Origin of the sequence: Micromonospora lupini, assembly GCF_026342015.1 — a bacterium.
GTDB lineage: Bacteria > Actinomycetota > Actinomycetes > Mycobacteriales > Micromonosporaceae > Micromonospora > Micromonospora lupini_B.
Map to the genome: position 1 here is coordinate 1,416,025 of NZ_JAPENL010000002.1, position 14,750 is coordinate 1,430,774.

The following is a 14,750-nucleotide window of genomic DNA, read 5'->3' on the forward strand; positions in this document are numbered from 1 at the left end:
GCCGCTGGAGTCACCTGACGCCGGGGAGGCGGCCCTCGCAGCGGACGTCCGGGTCCGCCAGCGGTCGCCGGGGCATCATCCAGTTCAGCGCGGTCTCCTCCACCGGCCAGCCGCGCACCGACACCAGGCTGTACGGAACCGCAGCCGGCTGTGGGCAGAGGACCTGCGACTCCACCCACACGTTCGGCAGGAACCGCACCGTGGAGGTTCGGTCCAGCACGATCGTCGACGTGTCGGTCACCGCGATGAGCGCGCCGAGCACCACCTCCGGGCCGCCGGCGACCGACGGCGGGCCGTCCGGGGTTGCGGTGCCGCCGTTGGTCGGACGGTCCGTGATCGTGACGGCCGGGGCCGGCGAGGCCGGGCCGCCCGGCGCTGTCGAGGCCCCGATGTCCGGGGCCGTCGCGGCCGACTGCTTCGGAACCACCTCGACCGCGGCGGTGGGCAGCAGCGGCACCCGGAGGAAGACCGCGCCCATCACCACCGGGAGCACTGCGGCGACAGTGAACGCCAGACCGTGCGTCAGCGTCGGGGCGATCCAGCCGGGAATCGGGCCGGTGAGCACGAAGGTGGCAGCGGGCGGCACCGCCAGCAGCGCGGCGGTGGCCATCTCGTCATCCTGGTACGCCGTCCAGATCGCCGGGCCCAGCACGGTGTACGCCACGACCGCCGCCGCCAGTGGCAGGGCCACGCTTACCAGCAGGATCCGGGTCGGTTGGTCAGGATGCAGGTAGCGGGTGCGCAGCGCGAGCAGCCAGAGCCCGAGCATCAACAGCGACGGCAGGAAGCGGAGCTGCCAGGTGAGCGCCCCCAGCGCGACCGCCGCGGTGATCACCCACCCGGGGGTACGTGCCGTCCCGGAGGCCAGTAGTGACCGTTCCGGGTCGAACCGTTCCGGAGCACTGAGCCGGAGCAGTCGACCGAGGACGCCGAAGGCGAGCACGACAACGGGGAACGCCCACAGCAGGGCGATCAGCAGGGCGCTGAGCAGGCCGAGCGGGCTGACGTACTGGACCAGCAGCAGCATCGTGGACATGTCCTGTTGGCTGAGCTGCCACAGTCGCAGCACCAGGAGCAGGACGGGGAAGGTCGGAAGGAGGGTCAGCAGCCACTGTTGCGCCTGCCGCGCCCCCGCCATCCGGCGCGGGCGGCCGGTCTTGTCGGAGCTGGTGGTGATCCGGGGTACGCCGGGGGCGGTAGCGCGATCCTCTCCCACGGCCACTGTCGCACCTCCACCTTCCTCGGATCGGGTTGCTGCTGCTCCGCGACCGGCTGCGGGAGGTTGTATTCCTGCTGCCAACGGAGGTTGGCGTTGTACGCGTTCTCCCAGGTCGAGTTGTTCTCGTCGTTTGCCGACTCGTAGAGCGCGAGGTCGACCAGGTCGCGCAGCGCCTTGTTGGGGCCGGTGTTGACACCCCAACGCTCCCGCGGGGACGAGCCGATGTCCCAGTGCTTGAGTGGCTTCACGTTCTTCAGCGTGACCGGGAAGCGTTGACCGTCGACACCCGCCCGGTCCCCGGTGACGAAGCCGGCGAGGATCGCCGCGTCGGTGGTGACCGCCTCCACCCTGCCGTCGTACATCTCCTGGATGCACTCGCTGATCCGGTTGCGGCCCACAGGCTTCGCGCCGGCCTCGGCGAGCCGTTGGATCGACGTCGAGGTGGTGAGCGAGCAGACCGTCCGACCGGCCAGATCCTCCAGGCTGCTCACCTGGTCCTTGAAGGTCTTCAAGGTCACCACCGACTGCTCGGTGTGCAGGTAGGACGCGGAGAAGACGGCACCCTCCTCCTCGCGCTTCGCGTTGATGCTGTAGGAGGCGATGACCAGGTCGACGGTGACGAAGCCGTCATTGTCCCGGGCCTGCCGGCGGGCCCGGTCCTCGCTCTCGATCGGCAGGAACCGCACCTGGGAGTGGTCGAAGCCGAGATACCCCGCGATCATGTACGCGATGTCGACGTCGAAGCCCTTCCAGGTGTTGTTCGGCAGCTTCAGCGAGATGCCCGGCTGGTCGTCCTTCACGCCGATGACGAGCTGCTGTTTCCCCTTGAGATGGGCGTCCTCCAGCAACTCGTCCCGGGTCGGCGGGCCCATCGCGAGGACGATCGGAACCAGGGCGGCTGCCAGGACGGCCAGCGCGACGATGAGCCCCACGAGTCGGATCTGACGGGTCCGTGCGGTGCGCGGCGACGGAGGTGCCGCCGGGGCCGGCCCGGCGGGGCTCGGCTCGCTTGCCTGACTCAACTAGGCCCTCCCCACAGCGGTCCGGTGACCGGCCTCCCATTGTGCGGCCTGAATGCGAGCCACGACACTCCGCCACCAGCCGGATAGACGACTTGCCGCACGTGATCCACACGAGATCACTAAAACCGGGGTGTTCGAGGCGACGCGACACCGCGATTTCCGTGAACTCGTGTCGATCAAGTGCGATCCGCCACGTCGGCGGATCGGGGCGTCGTCGGGCGTGGTTCCGGTGGAAGACTGGTCGCCGCAGGCAACGGGTGAGGGAGGCGCGGTGCGCTGGCGCAGTTTTGTCGCGGTCGGGGACAGCTTCACCGAGGGTATGGACGACGCGTACCCGGACGGCACCTACCGGGGCTGGGCGGATCTGGTGGCGACCCGCCTCGCCGCCGATGCCGGCCCCGACTTCAGGTACGCGAACCTGGCCATCCGGGGACGGCTCTTCCCCAGCGTGGTGGCCGAGCAGGTGCCCTCCGCGGTGGCGATGAGGCCCGATCTGATCAGCTTCGCCGCAGGCGGCAACGACGTGCTGCGGCGCACCTTCGACCCGGCCACGTTGGTCTCCCGATTCGACGAGGTCGTCCGGCAGTTGCGCTCGGGTGGCGCGGACGTGCTGCTGTTCCGATTCGCGGACGTGATGGCGCGGTTGCCCGGTCAACGTCTCGTGGCTCCCCGGGTGGAGCTGCTCAACAAGGCGGTAGGTGAGACCGCCGAGCGGCACGGCGCCATCCTGGTCGACCTGTACGCCGACGACACCTTCCTCAACCCGATGCTCTGGAGTACCGACCGGCTGCACCTCTCTCCGGCCGGGCACCGGCGGGTCGCCGGGCAGGTGCTGAACGCGCTCGGTGTGGGCTGCGACGAGGAGTGGCTGATGGTCCCGCCGCACCCGGCGCCGTCACTGTGGCTCGCCGCCCGCGCGTCCGACCTGCGGTGGGCCGGTCAGCACCTTGCTCCCTGGGTGAAGCGGCGGCTGACCGGTCGGTCGTCCGGCGACACGGTGACCGCGAAGCGCCCGCTGCTCGGGCCGCTCGTCGACTGAGCGTGCTTACCCTGCACACCGCGCCGCTGCTCCGGCGCACCCCGGGCGGTGAGACGGTGCCGGGTCAGGCCGTGCTGGTCGGGGGCGACCGGGTCGAGGCCGTGGGTCCGCTGACCGAGCTGACCGAGGCGTACGCGGCTGTGCGGGTACGCCGATGGCCGGGCGTGCTGGGTCCGGGCCTGCTGCACGACGGCCCGCTGCCGACGGCGCCCACCCCACGTGAGCGGGTGCACGCGCTGCTGCGGCAGGGGGTGACGGCGGTGCTGACCGAGCACCTGGCCGACCCGTCGCTGCGGGCCGCCGTCGACCGGAGTGACCTGCAGGTGCTGCCCACCGCCGAGGCGCCGACGCTGCGTCCGGACGGGCGGGCCGACCTCGCGGTGCATGGCGTCGACGGCTGCTGCCTGGTGACAGTGGTCGCCGGTCGGATCGTGCATCGTCGCGCCTGAACCGACCGTGGTACGTCCACGTTCCAACTGACCACGGCACCAAAGATCTCGGCGACGGTCCACCAGCAGGGCGGCACCAGCGGCGGCCAGGGAGTTTCGATGGTGACCAGCACCGTGGCTGCGGCGGCCGACGGCACCGCCTCGGTCACCTGGGCGCCGACGAAGGCGGGTTTGACTCCGCTCACCGTCTGGAGTGTCGACCGGGACGGCCGGCCCGGCCCACCATCCGTGCGCGGTGGTGGGCCGGGTCCGTTACAGCGGTCGCGGGCGACGATCCGGCGTACCTTGGGGATCATGTCTGTGCCGAACGATCCTGATCCCCGCCTCCAGGCGTACGCCGACCCGCAGCGGCTGGTCACCACCGAGTGGTTGGCCCAGCACCTGGGCGATGAGGGCCTCGTCGTGGTCGAGTCCGACGAGGACGTCCTGCTCTACGAATCCGGTCACATCCCCGGCGCTGTCAAGGTCGACTGGCACCTCGACCTGAACGACCAGGTCACCCGGGACTACCTCGACGCGACGAGCTTCGCCGAGATGTGCGCCGCGAAGGGCATCGGTCGGGGCGACACGGTGGTCTTCTACGGCGACAACTTCAACTGGTGGGCCGCGTACGCCCTCTGGGTGTTCTCGCTCTTCGGCCACGCCGACGTGCGGCTGCTCGACGGCGGCCGGCAGAAGTGGATCGCCGAGGGGCGCGAGGTGACCCGCGACAAGCCGGCCCGGCCCCGCGCCGACTACCCGGTGCCGCTGCGCGACGACGCGCCGCTGCGGGCGTTCCGCGAGCAGGTGATGGCGCACATCGCCGTGGGGCGGCCGCTCGTCGACGTCCGGTCCCCGGGCGAGTACACGGGCGAGATGCTGCACATGCCCGACTACCCGCAGGAGGGCGCGCTGCGTGGCGGGCACATCCCGGGCGCGGTCAGCAAGCCGTGGAAGTCCGCGGCGAACGAGGACGGCACGTTCAAGTCCGCCGACGAGCTGAAGGCGATCTACGCCGACCAGCTCGGGCTGAGCCCCGACGACGACGTGATCGCGTACTGCCGGATCGGTGAGCGGTCCAGCCACACCTGGTTCGTGCTGCGGCACCTGCTCGGCTACCCGCAGGTGCGCAACTACGACGGCTCGTGGACGGAGTGGGGCAACCTGGTCCGGGCACCCGTGGTGAAGGGTGACCAGCCCGGCGGCATCGCCGCCTGACCGGCTTCCGAAGATGGCCGGCTGAGGTTCGAGTGCTCAGCCGGCCAGCACCAGCACACCGCGCAGGTCACTGATGACTCCGGTGATCTCGCCGGTCTCCGGGTCCCAGCGGGCCAGGGCGGCCGGCTCCAGGCGGAGCAGCACGGCGCCCTTGTTGTCCCAGCCCAACACCGGGCAGCAGCCCTTGGCGCGGTCCCGACCCAGGTCGAGCAGGTGGGTCACCGCGCCGGTACGGGAGTCCAGCACGGCCACCCCCTCGGCGCCGTCGATCTCGTTGTTGGTGATCCAGCCGGCCATCGCCAGCCGGCCGCCGTGCAGCCAACCCCGGCCGTAGAACTCGTTGACCTCGTACGGGGAGGGCAGCGCATCGTCGGTGATCCGCTGTTCGGAGCGGATCGCGGCGTCGCGGGCGGACCGGCTGCGCAGCGTCAGGCTGCCCCGCTCGCCGATCAGCTCGATGAGCGCCGCCTCGCGGCCGGCCTCCGGGTCGGGAGTGACCACGTTGCCTGCCGACACGTCGATGGTCCCCGCTGCCTCGCTGTCCCGCTCCACCGCGTACGTCCGGTTGTCGCCGCCGACCAGCACCCGGTCGTGCGCCCACACCACCAGCTCCAGATAGCCGTCGAGCGGAACCCGGCGTACGCCAGCCGTGGTGAGGTCGATCATGATCAGCTCGTTGGTCTGCGCGAAGGCGGCCCAGCGACCGTCCGGTGACAACACTCCCGGTTGCACGGCTGTCGCCTCGTTGCCGTCGGCGTCCCGGGTGGGCGCCAGCGTCACCACGTCGAGACTGCGGACGACGCCGTCGTCGCCGAGGATCCGGACCGGCCCGTCCGCGCGGTTCTCCTCGTCCACCGGCTGGAACAGCGCCAGCGCCCGCTGGACCGGTCGCTCGGACAGCCGCACGGTCGCCGGGCCGGTCAGCCGGTTCAGCGGATCGGGGGGAAAGGTCAGCTCGGCGGGTGGGCGCTGGACCGGGCCGGCGTGGGTGGGCACGACTGTCGGCGCCACCGTGTGGTTCAGGGGTGGACTGGGCGACGGCCGGCGGACGGCCGCCGTGGCACCGCCGACAAGCACCACGGCCAGGACGGCCGCGCCGACCGCCCGCCGGGTACGACGGGTGCGCCGCGCCCGGTCCCATCCGGCCGTCGCGGGCCTGCTGGGCAGCACGTCCTCCACGCTGACGGCGAAGAGGTGGCGTAGGTCCTGCTCGTTCACTTGTTCACCTCCAGGCCTGTGGTCGGGTCGCCGGAGCGGGTCGACCGGCCGTCGCCGGTGAGATCGGGGGCCACTTCGCGGAGCCGGCGCAGCGCCATGTGGCACTGGCTCTTCACGGTGCCGACTGTCACCCCGAGCGCCTCCGCCGTGGCGACCTCGGTCAGGTCCTCGTAGTAGCGCAGCACCAGCACGGCCCGCTGCCGGGGCGGCAGCAGCCCCAGGGCGTCGTGCAGGGTCAGCCGCAGCGCGCCGTCACGATCGGGGGCCGCCTGCTCCGGCGGCGTGGGGCTGAGCCACTCCCGTCGCCGCCGACGCCACCACGACACCGCGTCCCGGTAGAGGATGGTTCGTACGTAGGCGGCGGGATCGCCGTCGCGGACGGAGGTCCAGCGCAGCGCCAGCTTCAGGAGGGCGTCCTGGAGGAGGTCCTCGGCCTGGTGCCGGTTGCCGCAGATCAGGAAGGCCGAGCGCAGGAGCCGGTGCTGGTTGCTCTCCACGAAGGCGAGGTAGCCGTCGCGGCCTTCGTTCGCCGTCGATCCCATCCGCACCCCTTCCGGCCGCCGCGGCGCGCGTCACCCGACAGACGCACGGGCAGGGGTAAAAGGTTGGGTCAGGTCTGTGGCAGCCCGGTCAGATAGCGCTGGAGGGTCGGTGCGATCCAGGAGACCAGCTCCTCCGGGGCCATGTCCACCATCGGTGGGAGCCTGACGATGTAGCGGGTGAAGGCGAGGCCAAGGATCTGGCTGGCGATCAGGCCGGCGCGTCGGGCGGTCAGCGTCGGGTCGCTGCCGAACGCGGCCACGGCCGCGGTGAGCTGGTCGGCGAAGATGCCGCGCATGCGCTCGGTCGCCCCCGGGTTGGTGCTGGCGGCCCGCAGCAGCGCCACGAGCGTCTCGTCGCCCTCCCACCGGGTGAGGAAGTGCCGGACCAGCACCTCGCCGAGCTGACCGGGCGACACGGCGGCCAGGTCGGGCAGGCGGAGGTCGAACTCGGCCGCCGCCGCGAACAGACCCTCCTTGCTGCCGTAGTACCGCATGACCATCGACGGGTCGATCCGGGCGTCGGCGGCGATGGCCCGGATCGTGGCGCGCTCGTACCCGTCGGCGGCGAACCGCTCGCGGGCGGCTCGCAGGATCGCCGCGCGGGTGGCGTCCGAGCGGCGGGGCTGGGTCGGGTGGGTGGGCGCGGTCATGTCAACGACCGTATGCCAACGGCTGTTGACACACAACGACACCGGTTCTAGCGTTGCCAACGAGCGTTTGCCAACGACCGTTGGCAACAGTCGTTCCGGAGGTGGCCGTGCTGCCCACGAGTACCGACGTCCTGGTGGTGGGTGCCGGCCCCACAGGCCTCGCCACCGCACTGACGCTGGCCCGTCGCGGGGTCGACGTGACAGTGCTGGACCAGCAGGCCGAACCGCCGCAGACGTCCCGCGCGGCCGTCGTGCACGCGTACACCCTGGAGGTGCTGGACCGGATCGGCGTCGCGGCGCCGCTTGTGGCCCAGGGGGTGCGCGCGCCGCGTTTCACGGTCCGCGACCGGGACCGGACGCTGCTGTCGGTCCCGTTCCACAGGCTGCCGTCCCGTTTCCCCTACGCCCTGCTGGTCTCCCAGGCGGTCACCGAAGCCGTGCTCGCGGGGCAGTTGGCCGACCTCGGCGTCCGGGTGCGGCGGCCGTGCCGGCTGACCGACCTGAGCCCCACCGGCGACGGGGTGCTCGCACGTGTCGACGACGCGGACCTGCGCGCCCGGTACGTGGTCGGCGCGGACGGCCTGCACAGCACGGTCCGGAGGGCGGCCGGCATCGGCTTCGCCGGCCCCGACGACGAGGAGTCCTTCGTGCTCGCCGACGTGCGGGTCGACAGTGTGCTGCCCCGCGACGAGGCGGCGCTGTTCCTCGCCCGCCCCGGGCCGCTGATCTGGGCCCCCCTGCCGGGCGGAGTGGTCCGGCTGGTCGCCGCCGTGCCGACGGCGCCACCCGAGCCGGACGCGGCGTACCTCCAGGCGCTGCTGGACGAGCGCGGCCTCGCGCGGCGACCCGACCGGGTGACCGACGTGCTCTGGGGTTCGCGGTTCCTGGTGCGGCACCGGATCGCCGACACCTTCCGGTCCGGGCCGGTGCTGCTGGCCGGCGACGCCGGGCACGTGCACAGTCCCGCCGGAGGGCAGGGCATGAACCTCGGCATCTGCGACGCCGTGGCCCTCGGCACCGTCCTGGCCGACGTGCTCGGCGGTGGCCCGGAGGCGCTGCTCGACGCCTACACCGCCCGGCAGCGCCCGATGGCCGAGGACGTGCTGAGCTTCGCCGCCGGGCTGACCCGGATGGCCACCGCGTCCCCGGCCCGCCGACCGGTCCGCGACGGGCTGCTACGGCTGGTCGGGGCCGTCCCGCCGGCTCGTCGGCGGGTCGCACTGCGCCTGTCCGGATTGTCCCACCGGGAGCGGAGCGCGGGCTGAGCCGTTCACCGCGACGGGTGTCGCTCTCGCTGGGCCGGTGCCGTGCCGCCGGCGGGCGCGACGGCGGTCGCGACAGGCCGAAGTGTCCGCCACGCCGCAAGCGTGACAAGAGCGAACGTGCCGGCCGCCGCTCCCGCCACCGGCACCGTCCCGTACGCGGCGGCGGCCAGCCCGGCGACCGCCGCGCCGACAGGTGCGGTGAGCAGACCGACCATCCGCTGCGCGGCACCCACCCGACCGAGCAACCCGCCCGGCACGTGTCGCTGCCCGTACGACGCCGACAGGCTGTTCCACACGACTGTGCCGGCGGCGAAGACGGCCAGCGCGATCCCGCCCGGCACCGGTTGCCGGGCCAGCGCGAACCCGACAAGCGCGACGGTCTGCGCCGCGAGCACCGCCCGCAGCGCGAGCACCGTGCCGAGCCGGGCGGCGAGCCGGCCCGCCCCGAGCGCCCCGACCACGCCGCCGAGGATGGCGCCCGCCGCGAACAGCCCGTATCCGGCCGGCGGCACCCGCAGCACGTCAAGCGCGTAGAGCACGAGCACCGCCATGAGACCGCTGATCGCCAGGTTGCACGCGGCGGCCAGCAGGGTGACACGCCACAGCGTCCGATGCCCGCGCAGCCAGCGCATCCCCTCGACGATCTCGCTCCACACCGACCCGCGGCGGATCGCCGGTCCCGCGCCCACGGCGGGAGGCGGCGTGAGGGCCAGCACGAGCACTGCCGCCACCGCGAAGGTGACGGCATCCAGAGCGAACGGCAGGGCGGGGGCGGTGGCGAAGAGGACACCGGCGGCCGGTGCGCCGAGGAAACCGCCGGCCACCGCGCTCCCCGCCTGGAGCCGCCCGTTCGCCCGGGGCAGCGCGGCCGGCGGCACGACAGTGGGCAGCAGCGCGAACGAGGCCGAGTCGAAGAGGGTGCCCAACGCGGCGAGGAGGAACGCGGCCGACACGAGCGTCACGACGGCGGCCCGGTCGAGGACGACAGCCACCGCCAACGCCGCCACCACCGCCGCGCGTGCCCCGTCGACCACCGCCATCGTCCGCCGCCGTTCCCAGCGGTCCGCGTACACGCCGCCCAGCAGGCCGAAGAGCAGCGGCGGCAGCTGCCCGGCCACGGTGACCACCGCGATGATCCGAGGATCACGCGTCAGTGTCGCCGCCAGCAGGGCCAGAGCCGGCGTACGCAGCGCGTCCCCGAACCGGGACGAGACAGCGGCGGACCAGAGCAGCCGGAAGTCCCGGCCCAGAGCGGAGGAGGTCATGACGCCGACCGTGCCGGTTCGACCGGGTCGAGGGTCAAGCCGCCGGGCGAAAGGGGGACGCGGGCAGCCGGTGATCATCGGTACGGTGGGCGCCGGCATCGGGACCGGGGAGAACTCAGGCGTGGACCACACCTTCCAGGTCGACCTGCGTGGCGTGGTCGACCTGCTCAGTCATCACCTCTACGGGAGCCCACGGGTCTACGTCCGTGAGCTGCTCCAGAACGCCGTGGACGCGATCACCGCCCGGCGTACGACCGAGCCGGACGCGCCGGCGCTGGTCCGCATCGAGCCACCGGAGTTCACCGGCGACGGCACCCTGCGGGTGCACGACACCGGCGTCGGCCTGACCGAGGCGCAGGTGCACGAGCTGTTGGCCACCATCGGCCGCAGCTCCAAGCGCGACGAGCTGGGCTTCTCCCGGCACGAGTTCCTCGGCCAGTTCGGCATCGGCCTGCTCTCCTGCTTCCTGGTGGCCGACGAGATCCAGGTGCTCACCCGCCACGGCGACAACCCCACGGTCCGGTGGACCGGGTACGCCGACGGCCGTTACGCCGTGACCGTGGCGCCGCCGGAAGCCGCCCGCGCCGAGCCCGGCACCACTGTCACGCTGGTGCCCCGCCGCGACGCCGACACGTGGTTCGCCACCCCGACAGTCACCGACCTGGCGCGGCTCTTCGGCTCACTGCTGCCCGTCACCGTCCGGGTCGGCGACACGGTCACCACCACAGGCGAACCGCCGTGGTCGACCGCGCCCGGGGCGCCGCTCGACCGGGCGGCGCTGATCCGGTACGCCCGGGAGACGCTCGGCGTGGAACCGTTCGACGTGCTGCCGCTGGCCGTGCCGGAGGCCGGGCTGACCGGCGTCGCCGTCATCCTGCCCACCCCGGTGAACCCCGCGGCCCGGGCCGGGCACCGCGTCTACCTCAAGCGGATGCTGCTCACCGAGAACGCCGACGGGCTGCTGCCGGACTGGGCGTTCTTCGCGCACTGCGTGGTCGACGCGACCGAGCTGCGCCCGACGGCCAGCCGCGAGGCCCTCTACGAGGACACCCTGCTGACCGCGACCCGGGAGGCGCTCGGCGACCAGGTACGCGGCTGGCTGGTCCGGTTGGCGCGGCACGACCCGCACCGGCTGGCGGAGTTCCTCCAGGTGCACCACCTCGGCGTCAAGGCGCTGGCGCTGCACGACGACGAGATGCTCCGGCTGGTGGACAGGTGGTGGCCGATGGACACCAACGTCGGCACGCTCACCCTCGCCGAGTTCCGGGAACACCACGGGGTGCTCCGCTACGCGGCGAGCCTCGACGAGTTCCGCCAACTCGCCGCCGTGGCCGCCGCACAGGACCTGGCTGTGGTGAACGCGGGCTACACGTACGACACCGAGCTGATCGAGCGACTGCCGACGGTGGACCGGTCGGTGCTCATCGAACGGCTGGAGCCGAGCGACCTCACCACCCGGTTCGAGGCCCTCGACCCGCACGTGGAGCTGGCGCTGCGGCCGTTCCTCAGCGCCGCGCAGCGAGCCGTCGAACGTTCCGGCTGCGAGGTGGTCATCCGGGCGTACGACCCGGTCTCGCTGCCCGCGCTCTACCTGGTCAGCCGGTCGGCGGCGTTCAACGACCAGCTCGCCGCCAGCCGTGACCGCGCCGACGAGCTGTGGGGTGGGGTGCTCGACGCGCTCGCCGCCACCGCCCCACCGGACCGCCCGCAACTGGTGCTCAACCACCGCAACCCGCTGGTCCGGCGGGTCACGTCGCTCGGCGACGCGGAGCTGGTCGGCCTCGCCATCGAGGCGCTGTACGGGCAGGCGCTGCTGCTCGGTCACCATCCGATCCGCGCGGCCGACGCCGCGCTGCTGAACGATTCCTTCCTCGGCCTGCTCGGCCGGGCCGTGCCGGGACGGGAGTGACAATGAGCGACGAGGACCTGTGGCGGGTGCTGCGTGGCATCGCCGACATGCCGTACGGGGCGGGGCAGATCGCCGCACTGGAGCAGCTACTGCGCCGGGTGGACGCCGCCGACGACAGGCACCTCGCCTTCGTCACCCGGATGCAGGCCACCACCGGGTACGTCTACGGCGGCGAGCCGGCGAAGTCGTTCGTGACCTTCTCCTGGTGCCTGTCCGAGTTCGACCGCGACCCGCAGCCCTACCACCAGCGCCACCTGCACCAGTTGCTGTGGCACTTCAAGTACATGGTGTCGGGTCTGCTGAAGTTCCCCGAGGTGCCACTGGACCGCACGTACGCGGTGCTCGACGACATGGAACGGCGTTACCGGGCCGGCGGGCACAGCCTGCAGACCGTCCACAAGCACCGGTTCCGGGTCGCCGACCACGTGGGCGACGCCGATGCCGCCGCACACTGGTACCGGCTGTGGCAGACCACGCCCCGCGACGAGTTGTCCGACTGCGCCGGCTGTGACCCGACGAGCCAGGTGGGCTACCTCGCCGACACCGGGCGGGACGCCGAGGCGGTGGCGCTCGCCGAGCCGGTGCTCGCCGGCAGGCTGACCTGCACCGAGCAGCCGCAGGCGATCCTCACGGCGCTCCTGCTGCCCTATCTGCGTACCGGCCGGGGTTCCTCGGCGCGCGACGCGCACCGGGAGGCGTACCGCAAGCTGCGCGGCAACCTCGCCGACCTGTGGGACATCGGCGACCACATCGAGTTCTGCACGCTCACCGGCAACGAGGCGCGGGCTGTCGAGCTGGTCGAGCGGCACCTCGACTGGCTGGACCGGCCGCCGTCGCCGGCCGCCGCCATGCACTTCGCGGCGACCGCCGCCGCCGCGCTGCGTCAGGCGGGTGCGGCGACCGTGTACCGCCGGGCCGCCGAGGGTCGACAGGCCGCCGAGGTGCCCGCGCCGACCCTTGCCGACGAGTTGGCCGACACCGCGACCGGGCTGGCAGCCCGCTTCGACGCCCGCAACGGCACCGCCCACCAGTCCGAGTGGATCGCCCGCCGGCTCGCCGTACGGCCCAGCGGCGAGCACCTGCCGCTCTCCGCGAGCGTCCGTCGCCGTCCGGCCCGGTCGGCCGGGGACGAGCCGACCCTTCCGCTCCCCGCGGGCACGCCGGGGCCCGCCGACAAGCGGGGCCGGGAGCGGGCCGAGGCGTCCACAGTGACCGTGCCCGCCGACGCGGACGCGGACGAGTTGCTGACCCTCGCCGAGGAGAGCTGGGGCCGACACGACCGGGCCACGTTCCAGGCGGCGCTGGCCGCGTGCGACGACCGGTTCGGCGCCGCCGACCTGCCGACGCGTACGGTCGCGCACCGGCTGGCGCTGCGGGCCGCCGAGCGCGGCGACGAGGACGACATCGAGGGTGCTGTCGAGCTTAACCGGGCGGCGCTGGACCTGTACCGCTCGGCGGGTGAGGAGGTGCTCGCCCAGGTGGTAGCCGGGCGGCTCGGTGTGCTGCTGACCCGGGCCGACGAGCACGCCGAGGAGGGGCTCACGCTGGTCCGGGAGGCCGCCGAGGTGCTGGACCGGCTCGGGGACGTACGACAGCGGGCCGCCGGGCACGACCGACTGGCATTGGCGCTGCTGCACCAGCAACGGTGGGCGGAAGCCCTCGCGGCGCTGGACCGGGCACCGGCGGACGCGGGTGGCGACGAGCACCTGGCGGCTCGGATCGCCCTGCACCGGGCACACCTCTTCGAGCAGTCCGACCGCGTCGACGAGGCCCGCGCCGCCGCCGAGGAGGCTCGCCGGATCGGCCGGGAGCTGGGCATCGACGAGTTGGTCACCGCGGCCTGCCTGGCCTGCGCGCGGACCGTCGACGATCCGGTGGAGGCGGTGGCCGCCTGTGACGAGGCGCTGCGGGTGGCACCGCCGGACGCGGAGCTGCCGGTCCGGGTCGCGCGCGCCCGGGTGCTGCTCTCCGCCGGCCGGGCCGCCGACGCGGTCGACGATTTCGTCGAGGCGGTGACGCTCTGCGTGGAGCGTGGCGCCGAGGGGGACGCGTTCCTGCGCTGGGAGCTGGCGAACGCGTACCGGGTGGTGGGCCGGCTCGCCGAGGCGGCCGAGGTCGCCGAGGAGGCCGTGCTCGGCCTGGACCGGCTGGGCGCCCAGGCGGAGGCCGACCGCTGCCGGCACCTGCTCGCGGGTGTGTACGCCGGACTCGGCGAGATCGATCCGGCGCTGGCCCTGCTGGAGCAGTTGTCCACAAACCTGGACGGCCCGGACAACCTCCCACACCGGGCCCAGGTGCTGGAGGAGGCCGGCGGGATCCTCTACGACGCCGACCGGGACACGAAGGCCGCCGAGCGGTTCGCCGCGGCCGCTACGGCGTATCGGCTCGCCGACCTGCCCTTGGACGAGCTACGTGCCCGTCGGCGCGAGGCGTACGCCTGGTTCTGGGGCGACGACCGGCCGGCGGCGGTACGCGCCGTCGAGCTGCTGGACGGGCTGGCGGCCGTGATCGCCGCGCAGCCGGAGCAGGAGCCGCCTGTGACGTACGAGCTGGCGATGGCGGCCGAGGCCGGTGCGCGGGTGTTGGTCGGGGAGGAGCGGCCGGACGAGGCGCTGGCCCGGCTCGCCGGAGTGCCCGGCCGGCTGCGGTCGATCGAGGCGTTCGGTGAGGCGGCCCAGGTCGAGGTCCTCGTCGGTGAGCTGCTGCTGCGCCTGGATCGGCCGGCCGAGGCGGAGCCGCTGCTGCGCCGCGTACTCGGGGGGCTCCCGGCGGGTTCGCGGCCGGTCCGTCAGACGGCCTGGCTGCTGGCCCGCGCCCTGGACCTGCTGGATCGACCCACGGAGGCCGCCGCGCTGCGCGCTGAGCACGACCTCGACCCGGACGAGTGACCTCCGCGCCGGCCGGTCGCCCCCGCCCGAGCGGCCGCCGGCCGGCGGCGTGGCGTGCGCAACCGAGCGGTAACCGCCGCCCCACCG

12 protein-coding genes are annotated in these 14,750 nt (G+C 73.2%); 6 read left to right on the forward strand and 6 right to left on the reverse strand.

Translation table 11 applies throughout. From position 1 onward, the window contains the following. Positions 1-10 precede the first annotated feature (10 nt). Both OOJ91_RS21425 and OOJ91_RS21430 read right to left on the reverse strand, forming a co-directional pair. Positions 11-1,216, reverse strand: coding sequence for a hypothetical protein (locus OOJ91_RS21425; protein WP_266249791.1), 1,206 nt, complete (start codon positions 1,214-1,216; stop codon positions 11-13). Beyond that, positions 1,102-2,151 carry a transporter substrate-binding domain-containing protein gene (locus OOJ91_RS21430; RefSeq protein ID WP_266247566.1) on the reverse strand — a complete coding sequence of 350 codons (1,050 nt, stop codon included), beginning with the start codon at positions 2,149-2,151 and terminating at the stop codon, positions 1,102-1,104. Before OOJ91_RS21430 ends, OOJ91_RS21425 begins: the two co-directional genes overlap by 115 nt. 361 nt (positions 2,152-2,512) lie before the next feature. Between OOJ91_RS21430 and OOJ91_RS21435 the strand changes: the two genes are divergently transcribed. The 3 genes from OOJ91_RS21435 (at position 2,513) to OOJ91_RS21445 (ending at position 4,926) form a co-directional block, all read left to right on the forward strand. Further along, on the forward strand, positions 2,513-3,280 hold the full coding sequence (locus tag OOJ91_RS21435; protein ID WP_266247567.1) for an SGNH/GDSL hydrolase family protein: 768 nt from the start codon (positions 2,513-2,515) through the stop codon (positions 3,278-3,280). A gap of 2 nt (positions 3,281-3,282) precedes the next feature. Beyond that, complete coding sequence (locus OOJ91_RS21440) at positions 3,283-3,729, forward strand: hypothetical protein (protein ID WP_266247569.1); 447 nt, start codon at positions 3,283-3,285, stop codon at positions 3,727-3,729. Positions 3,730-4,023: 294 nt separating this feature from the next. Continuing rightward, positions 4,024-4,926, forward strand: a complete 903-nt coding sequence (locus OOJ91_RS21445) for a sulfurtransferase (protein WP_266247570.1) — start codon at positions 4,024-4,026, stop codon at positions 4,924-4,926. 36 nt (positions 4,927-4,962) lie between these two features. Here OOJ91_RS21445 and OOJ91_RS21450 read toward each other — a convergent pair whose 3' ends face one another. From OOJ91_RS21450 to OOJ91_RS21460, 3 genes are all read right to left on the reverse strand, one after another. After that, positions 4,963-6,144 carry a hypothetical protein gene (locus OOJ91_RS21450; protein ID WP_266247572.1) on the reverse strand — a complete coding sequence of 394 codons (1,182 nt, stop codon included), beginning with the start codon at positions 6,142-6,144 and terminating at the stop codon, positions 4,963-4,965. Continuing rightward, positions 6,141-6,686 carry a SigE family RNA polymerase sigma factor gene (locus tag OOJ91_RS21455; protein ID WP_266247575.1) on the reverse strand — a complete coding sequence of 182 codons (546 nt, stop codon included), beginning with the start codon at positions 6,684-6,686 and terminating at the stop codon, positions 6,141-6,143. The genes OOJ91_RS21450 and OOJ91_RS21455 overlap by 4 nt, the downstream gene beginning before the upstream one ends. A 68-nt stretch (positions 6,687-6,754) precedes the next feature. Further along, a complete protein-coding gene (locus tag OOJ91_RS21460) occupies positions 6,755-7,336 on the reverse strand; it encodes a TetR/AcrR family transcriptional regulator (protein ID WP_266247578.1) in 582 nt (193 codons plus the stop codon). Between the two features lie 107 nt (positions 7,337-7,443). Here OOJ91_RS21460 and OOJ91_RS21465 point away from each other — a divergent pair, with 107 nt between their 5' ends. After that, the gene (locus tag OOJ91_RS21465) at positions 7,444-8,601 is read left to right on the forward strand and encodes an FAD-dependent oxidoreductase (RefSeq protein WP_266247580.1); all 1,158 of its coding nucleotides are present in this window, start codon (positions 7,444-7,446) and stop codon (positions 8,599-8,601) included. 5 nt (positions 8,602-8,606) lie between these two features. Here the strand turns inward: OOJ91_RS21465 and OOJ91_RS21470 are convergent, their stop codons facing one another. Then, entirely contained in the window at positions 8,607-9,866 is a 1,260-nt protein-coding gene (locus OOJ91_RS21470) for an MFS transporter (protein WP_266247583.1), read from the reverse strand. A 121-nt stretch (positions 9,867-9,987) separates the two neighbouring features. Between OOJ91_RS21470 and OOJ91_RS21475 the strand changes: the two genes are divergently transcribed. Together OOJ91_RS21475 and OOJ91_RS21480 are read left to right on the forward strand one after the other, a co-directional pair. Next, a complete protein-coding gene (locus OOJ91_RS21475; RefSeq protein WP_266249792.1) occupies positions 9,988-11,775 on the forward strand; it encodes an HSP90 family protein in 1,788 nt (595 codons plus the stop codon). Between the two features lie 2 nt (positions 11,776-11,777). Further along, on the forward strand, positions 11,778-14,663 hold the full coding sequence (locus OOJ91_RS21480; RefSeq protein WP_266247584.1) for a hypothetical protein: 2,886 nt from the start codon (positions 11,778-11,780) through the stop codon (positions 14,661-14,663). The last annotated feature ends 87 nt before the right edge of the window (positions 14,664-14,750 follow it).